The 7,950-nt window shown below is 39.3% G+C and carries 8 protein-coding genes; 4 read left to right on the forward strand and 4 right to left on the reverse strand.

Annotated features, from left to right (window positions below; all coding sequences use genetic code 11):
• Positions 1-789 (reverse strand): hypothetical protein, encoded by a 789-nt coding sequence (locus G6554_RS21225; protein WP_166245571.1) that lies wholly within the window; start codon positions 787-789, stop codon positions 1-3.
• A 91-nt stretch (positions 790-880) separates the two neighbouring features.
• Positions 881-1,900, reverse strand: coding sequence for a threonine aldolase family protein (locus G6554_RS21230; protein ID WP_166245573.1), 1,020 nt, complete (start codon positions 1,898-1,900; stop codon positions 881-883).
• Positions 1,901-2,025: 125 nt separating this feature from the next.
• Here G6554_RS21230 and G6554_RS21235 point away from each other — a divergent pair, with 125 nt between their 5' ends.
• Positions 2,026-2,370, forward strand: a complete 345-nt coding sequence (locus G6554_RS21235) for a hypothetical protein (RefSeq protein WP_166245575.1) — start codon at positions 2,026-2,028, stop codon at positions 2,368-2,370.
• Between the two features lie 159 nt (positions 2,371-2,529).
• On the opposite strand, the gene G6554_RS21240 is transcribed toward G6554_RS21235, so the two are convergent.
• Positions 2,530-2,997, reverse strand: a complete 468-nt coding sequence (locus G6554_RS21240; protein ID WP_166245577.1) for an SRPBCC family protein — start codon at positions 2,995-2,997, stop codon at positions 2,530-2,532.
• Between the two features lie 170 nt (positions 2,998-3,167).
• On the opposite strand from G6554_RS21240, the gene G6554_RS21245 reads away from it, so the two are divergent.
• The 3 genes from G6554_RS21245 (at position 3,168) to G6554_RS21255 (ending at position 7,246) form a co-directional block, all read left to right on the forward strand.
• Positions 3,168-4,085: an MBL fold metallo-hydrolase gene (locus tag G6554_RS21245; protein ID WP_166245579.1), complete on the forward strand. Its 918-nt coding sequence runs from the start codon at positions 3,168-3,170 to the stop codon at positions 4,083-4,085.
• A 218-nt stretch (positions 4,086-4,303) separates the two neighbouring features.
• Positions 4,304-5,272, forward strand: a complete 969-nt coding sequence (locus G6554_RS21250; protein ID WP_166245581.1) for a bile acid:sodium symporter — start codon at positions 4,304-4,306, stop codon at positions 5,270-5,272.
• A gap of 201 nt (positions 5,273-5,473) precedes the next feature.
• Complete coding sequence (locus G6554_RS21255) at positions 5,474-7,246, forward strand: DUF4153 domain-containing protein (protein WP_166245583.1); 1,773 nt, start codon at positions 5,474-5,476, stop codon at positions 7,244-7,246.
• 52 nt (positions 7,247-7,298) lie between these two features.
• On the opposite strand, the gene G6554_RS21260 is transcribed toward G6554_RS21255, so the two are convergent.
• Positions 7,299-7,862, reverse strand: a complete 564-nt coding sequence (locus tag G6554_RS21260) for a DUF2062 domain-containing protein (protein WP_166245585.1) — start codon at positions 7,860-7,862, stop codon at positions 7,299-7,301.
• Positions 7,863-7,950: the final 88 nt, after the last annotated feature.

Consider the following 7,950-nt stretch of genomic DNA (forward strand, 5'->3'; position numbering starts at 1 on the left):
TCACTTCACTTTTTGTCCTTTTTGAATTCGGAAACATGGAGATTGATAATGTTCCAGTAAATATTTCCTTTGCTCCTTTTCATACAGCTTATTATTTTCAACCGCGTTCATATAGGCATCAAAAGTAGCAAAACCAAAGTGGGAGGGAAGAAATAACAACCATTCAGGATTTAAAATAGAAGTAGCCTCATTAACTTTTCCTTGAAGTAAGAGGGAAACCGCGTCAAGTGCATGTGAATAATAAAAAAAGACAACAACCCAAAAGATGACAAAAAAAGCAGCCAAAATTCTATGTATGTACAGTTGCCCAAGCCCTGGCACAAACATGGACCACATGACGGCCATCACCGGCTTCCTTTTATCCAGATAGTTAATTTCTACGGCCCCTATACTAAATGAGTTGAATCGGTGCTCTTCATGTTCTGCTAAAATATAGACCTTGTTTAAATCAACCGTTGTCCGGTAACTATCCCAGATGCCAAATAGATAAACTGGAATATACATGAGTAACCATCGTGTATCCAGTACCTCTTTTGCGGATGATATATTTCCTTGAAAAGAGTAAATCATGGCAAGGTTGACGTGGGCTTTAATATTCACAATCACTTCCCAAATGAATAAAGCATACCCTCTTAAATATTTGGACAATAGCAAGTGTCCGAAACCGGGAAATGCTGCCGACCACCAGCCAATAATATAAGGGTTTCGTAAATGAATTTGCGTCGTACCCAGAACACTTACATGTGCCTTATAACGTCTAGCGGTATTATCGTTCGAATAGTTATTCATTTAAGGCCACCTTACATCAAATTAATTACCAATAGTTTTCCATCCGTATTAGTAATTTATCCTCAAAAGGTGCCCTGCATGTAATTTCTCGTTATTCCTTTATATCCTCAATAAATGCCTTAACCGCTTCCTCTTTTGTCGCCCAAGATGTAACCAATCGAATGGCCGAATGGTCGGAATCAACCTTTTCCCAAATGTGAAACGCATATTTATCTTGAAGTTTGGTAATAAGTGCATTTGAAAGAATCGGAAAAATTTGATTTGAAGAGGATTGCGTAAGAAATGGGACATTTTCGCTGCTTAATTCATCCCTTAGCACTTCTGCCAACTTGTTGGCATGTGTAGCCAAATCAAAAAACAAATTATCGCGAAATAATTCCAAAAACTGGACACCCAAAATTCTTCCTTTAGCTAGCATGGCCCCTTTTTGCTTCATATGGTAGCGAAAATCCTCTTTAAGAGCGTCGCGGCATATAACCAAGGCCTCCCCTAGTAATGCTCCATTTTTCGTTCCGCCAATATAAAAAGCATCAACAAGTTCTGGTAAATCACGTAATTGAAGATCATTTTCTGACGAACAAAGCGCTGAACCTATTCTCGCTCCATCCATAAATAAAATGAGACTATTCTCTTGACAGAAATCACTTAAATGCTGCAGTTCGGACTTATGATAGATGGATCCTATTTCTGTAGAATTCGATATGTACACCAGCTTAGGCTTGACCATATGTTCATCCGTATGAGCATCGAGTATGGTTTTAACGTGCGCAGGTGTTAATTTGCCGTTCTCCGTATTAACGGTCAGTATTTTGTGACCCGTGGCTTCCACTGCCCCAGTTTCATGTGTATGGATGTGCCCGGTACTTGCTGCGATTGCCGCCTCATGAGGTCTCAAGAAAGCAGAAATAGCCAAAAGATTCGTTTGTGTCCCGCCCGATAATAGATGAATATCAACATCATTCCGGTCCATTCGTTCCTTTATTAATTCAATCGCTTTTAACGAATATCGATCTTCCCCATACCCTTCTTCTTGCTCAAAGTTTGATTCTAGTAATGCATTCAAAATTCTAGGATGTGCGCCTTCGCTGTAATCGTTCTTGAAACTATACATATGACTGCCTCCATTGCCTTTTTTCATTTATCGTACCATATTGAAAAAAATGTTGAAAATAATCGAATCGAGAACTAGATACAGTAACATGGAAAGGATATAATACTCCTTGAGGAGGTGAGGACATGGAACAGTCAGGAATTCATGAAATACTACATGCATTAAAATTATATTCATCCCAAGTGGATAAAAAATTGGACGAAATGAAAACGGATCTTGAAAATAAAATTGACCATGTGAAATCTGATCTCGAGAACAAAATTGACCATGTGAAATCTGGACTCGAGAGCAAGATTGACAACATGAAATCTGATCTGGAGAACAGAATGGATGAACGATTTGACCGTATTGAAACTAAACTTAATGGTTTCAGAGTGGAATTGACCGAGACACAAGAAACAGTTGATTACCTTAGCATTAAGACAGCGCAGCATGAAAAAAAGCTTAGAAATCATGTTGACAGTAAATAGTCATGAAAATTTGAAAATCACCTCAGGAGATACCACTATTGATTTCCTCTTCCTACATCTGACCTTATCCCATTAATTATTGGCGATAGTTATACTTTAAAGGATTCATATAACTAATGGTTCCATGAAAAAAAGCAGATGACCAGGGTTTTACCTTGGTCATCTGCCGCTCTTTCTCATTTGATAAAGACTTCCTTTTATTTCTTTTTCGACTGTTTGAAAAAAACTACCCACTATCTTTTTCGCTCCTGATTCCAGCATTCGCTGTCCAATAAGTGCCAATCCACCTGTTACTTGTGCCTCAGCCAGGCAGTTTACACTAGTGGTACTTCCTACTTCTTGTAAAAGCATATCGGCCGACCCATTTATTTCTCCAACATTGCCCCTTCCTTTCATATATAAACGGAAAGAAGACGGTGGATTCAGATGATCCATCCGAATTTCGAGAGTAAAAACATCTTGTAATGGTCCGATAATAATTTCCACTTCCGCTTCGTATACCCCTTTCGAACGCTCTATAAACGTTCTACATCCAGGAATTGCGTTTCGTAGAACATCTTTATCCATTAAATACTTCCAGACGATATTCCTTGGCAATCCAAAGGTATACTGATATTCGATTTTCAAATGGACGCCCCCCTTCGCTTACTTTCACTATGGTTACCATTTATTCTTATTCGGGAGGTGAGCGCGGGGTTCTTCTTGGTTACGGAGGACTAAACAAAAAGGAGGTACCGCACTAGCACTTTCTCCTTCATCCGATTATAATTTTCTATTATGCAATAAGTGAGGAACCTATGAAGAGATATGCTAATTTAGACAACGTGACAAGCTACAAATCATTTAAGGATTTGCGAAAGTGGCAAAAGGAAAGAAGAGCGAAGGTAAAAGATTTATCGGTAAATATTGAACAGTGCCCAACTAAACAACTGCGGGAATTAAATGAAAACAGAAGCCTGACGACTTATACCTGGGTTGGACATTCTACCTTCTTGATACAACTAAATGGTCTTAACATCTTGACTGATCCCGTTTGGGCAAAAAGGATGGGGTTTGATAAGAGGTTGACGGAGCCGGGAATCTCCTTAGCAGATCTGCCCGAGATTGACCTGGTCGTCATCTCCCATGGCCATTATGATCATTTGGATTTCCCTACCCTAAAAAAATTAAAAGGAAATCCGCATTACTATGTGCCTGTGGGGTTGAAGTCCCTTTTTATGCGAAAAGGGTATCATAAGGTAACTGAATTGTGTTGGTGGGACAGTGTTGAACATGGAGGCATCACCCTCCACTTCGTCCCTGCCCAGCATTGGACGAGACGATCCTTACGCGATATGAATACTTCTCATTGGGGCGGATGGATTTTTCAAACTCCCAAGGAAACCTTCTATTTTGTCGGAGATACTGGCTATTTCAGCGGCTTTAAACAAATTGCAGAACGGTTTATGATTGATACTGTGTTTATGCCGATTGGGGCCTTTGAGCCTGAATGGTTTATGGCCCCCGCACATATTTCGCCTGAAGACAGCGTGAAGGCTTTTATTGAATTGGGAGCGAAGTACTTCGTGCCAATGCATTACGGTGCCTTCCGCTTAGCCGACGATACGGGTCCAGAAGCATTAGAACGTTTGAAGTGTGAATGGGAAAAGCAGAGGCTTCCTAAAGAGCAACTAAAAGTTCTCTTACATGGGGAAACCGTTAACGGGAATAAGTAAGCAGCGGAAACTGATTTTACCGGGTCATATTAGCTAAATAGCTGTATGGCCCTTTTTTAGGATTAGGAAATATTCTTCTTTACCTTAGTGCTGCGTTAACGCGTTTATCATTAGCCGCTTTACTTTTTTAAAAAAATAATTTTCAAACTATTGTGTTTATTTAAATAATATTCTATAATACTTAGCATTACGAACTAATCTAAACAGGGGTGGAAACAGTGAAAACTTTAGAACGTGTTAGTCAATTTGTCGGTAATACTTTTGCCATTTGGGTGCTGATCTTTGCGGTCCTCGCCTTTGTATCTCCTCCAACCTTTACTTGGATTGCGCCACACATTTCTCTTTTATTAGGAATTATTATGTTTGGGATGGGCCTAACGTTATCCGGAAATGATTTCAAAGAGGTTTTTAAACGCCCAAAGGATGTAGCAATTGGAGTTATAGGTCAATTTATTATCATGCCTGGGCTCGCCTTTTTACTTTCAAAAGGGCTAAACCTCGCTCCGGAAATTGCCGTTGGTGTTATTTTAGTAGGATGCTGCCCTGGCGGTACAGCTTCTAACGTTATGACATTTCTATCTAAGGGAGATGTCGCCCTTAGTGTAACGATCACATCAGTGACAACGATTCTTGCCCCACTTGTTACACCAGCACTTATTTTATTACTTGCAAGCCAATGGATACCAGTCGATCCTGGTGGCCTATTCTTATCCATTGTAAAAATCGTGCTCTTCCCGATTATCCTTGGAGTAGTCGTTAAAAAGTTATTTAATCGCCAGGCACAAGCTAGTGTCAAGGTACTTCCGCTTATTTCTATTATTGCGATTGTCGCTATCGTTGCTGCAGTAGTTTCTGCCAACCAACCAGCGATAGCAAAAACTGGATTACTCATTTTTGCCGTTGTCGTCCTTCATAACTGTCTTGGTTATGCAATTGGTTATTTATTTGGTAAACTATTTAAAATGGACCTATCGAAGAAAAAGGCTGTGGCAATCGAGGTTGGAATGCAAAACTCTGGATTGGGTGCCGCCATTGCTGCAGCGCACTTTTCACCATTAGCTGCGGTACCAAGTGCTATTTTCAGTGTATGGCACAATATTTCGGGTCCCATCCTAGCAACGATCTTCAGCCGGATGAAGGATGAAAAAGAAGCAATTGAAAATAAAGAGAAAACAGTAACGGTTTAGGCCCAAAATGTATTATGAAAATAACCACAAAAAGAACCTGAATCTCCAGGTTCTTTTTGTGGTTAGGTGCACTTAATAAAGCAAATTGTTCATTTTTTCTACCCCTGTTTTTTATTGAAACTTAAGAGGGTATTTTTTTGCTACCATGTTATAATTTATTATAGAAGGAAATAGATTTTTAGTATATGAGAGGTAGGATTGATGAAGATGAAGTGGATGAGAAGTCTTCAGGCTAAACTCACTGGATTGACCGATGCCATTGTCCGTTTTCCGTTAACCACTTTATTTCTTGTGGGAGCTGCAGCCGTTAACGCTTCTACCATCAACGCAGGAACTCAGCAATCACTTTTGCTGGTAACGTTTGTGGTTGGCGCCTTTCTTAGTGCTGTTTTTCAAGTTGCCAGCGAACGTTTTTCTCCCAGAGCCTCTACCCGGTTTCTATTTATGATTTTGGTCATTCTACTGACAATTGGATATTACCTCATCATTAGACCAGCCTCCACCCTAAGCATGGAAACGGAAATACGAACCAGCGTTGCCTTGTTTGCGCTGCTGATCGCCTTCATTTGGATTCCCGTCATAAAAAGTGAAATTAGTTTTAATAAGAGCTTTATGATTGCCTTTAAATCTTTCTTTCATACCCTTTTCTTCTCTGGTGTCATTTTTGGAGGTTTAGCCGTCATCCTCTCAGCGATCAACCAGTTGATTTTCACCATCCATTCTGGTGCCTATTCGCATACGGCCAATATCGTGTTTATTCTCTTTGCACCGATGTATTTTCTTTCATTCATTCCAACCTATCCGCGGAAAAATGAAAAAAATATGACGCAAAAGGGTACGATCGAAAAGGCTGCTTCTTGTCCAAAGTTTTTAGAAATTCTCCTATCCTATATTCTCATTCCGTTACAGTCCGTATTTACTTTAATCTTAATCATATACATGATTAAAAATATTGGCGGGGAATTTTGGAAGGATAATTTATTAGAACCTATGCTCGTTTCTTATGCGATTTCAGTGATTTTGATGTATATATTGGTTAGTGAGATTGAAAACAAGTTTACAGCCCTTTTTAGACTTATTTTTCCAAAGGTGCTAGTGCCGATCGTGCTTTTTCAAATCACTTCCTCGATCCTCAGTGTTGTTGATACAGGTATCACCCATACTGGCTATTATGTTGTCCTGTTCGGTATTTTTGCCACAGCTGCCGGAATCCTCGTAAGCTTTTTACCCGTTCGGAAAAACGGAGTAATTGCAGGGATGTTGATTATTTTTTCCGCCATTTCCATTGTACCGCCTGTGGATGCATTCACCATAAGCCGATCCAGTCAGATAGATACTTTAAAAACTGTCCTATTGAAAAATAAGATGCTCGAAAATAATACGATTAGGCCCGATGAATCAATCCCGGAAAAAGATAAACAGATCATTACCGATACTATTTCATACTTACAAATGATGGGATATACCAATAAAGTTGAATGGCTACCAGATGATTTTAATGCATTTCGTGATTTTCAGGATACATTCGGTTTTAAGGAGTTCCAAAGTCCGGGTCAATTCAATCCATCGGTCTACCTTAACCTGGCACAGGAAACATCCATTACCATCACAGGCTACGATACCTTTGCCACCATCGAGATCAACATGGCTGAGAAAAATAGAGAGGGAAAAATTTTTGATATCAAAAAACAAGGGAAAACCTATTCTCTATTAAAGGATATGCAACAAGATCAATGGGTGCTTACATTAGAGGACGCAAATAACCAGGCTCTTATTACCTTTCATACACAAAAAATCTTTGATAAATTTTATGATTATCAACCAACAGCGGGACAACTATCAGCAGAAGAGGCAACCTTTACGGAGGAAAATGATCGCGCCAAAATAACCATTGTCGTGCAAAATGTGGGCATCGAAAAACAAGATAAACGCAATACTAACGCAACGCTATTAGTATTTGTTCAAGTAAAATAACAAAAAACAAGCGGGCACCATGTTAGCCGCTTGTTTTTCTTTTCCTACAATTTTATATTAAATTCTTGTTGATACTATTTAAGCGAATTTCATGTTTAAGCCGTCTTCTCTTCAATCGATTCGATTTTTCCTTATCGTAAAGGTAATGAACAATAAAGTAAGAAATAATGGCGAGAATTATCCCAAATATCGTCATTCCGATTAAGGCATGAACCCCGCCATGCAGCAGGCCAATTAAACTCCGGAAATCCCCGTGCCATACATTTTGAATAGAAAAATGGGTATGATGCCCAATTCTTACCTTCATGGGAACAATTAATTTCCCCAATTGTCTAGCAAATGGTAAAAGGACGACAGGGAGAAGCGTGAGTTTTCCAATAATATTCCCAATGATGGAAGCAGATAATGAGCCCTTTGCCAGTTTAACAATCGGAACAAAGAAAATATAGACAAGTGATGCGGTTGAGATCACTAACATTTCCAAGCCGAAACCAAGGGCGAAGCCCAATGCCACCTTTTTCGCCCCCCCAGGAGAACGAAGGAGTTTCGTGAAATTCAACTTAAAGGCTCGTCCAATCCGCTGATAATAAGGATATTTTTTTTGCTTTTTGCTCATTAGGTGTAACCCCCTGCTGAAAACGTATAAATTTATATTATTATTTTTTGAACTTTCAAAAAAATCATATTATAGTATTCTTCATCTT

Origin of the sequence: Bacillus sp. MM2020_4, assembly GCF_011250555.1 — a bacterium.
GTDB lineage: Bacteria > Bacillota > Bacilli > Bacillales > Cytobacillaceae > Neobacillus.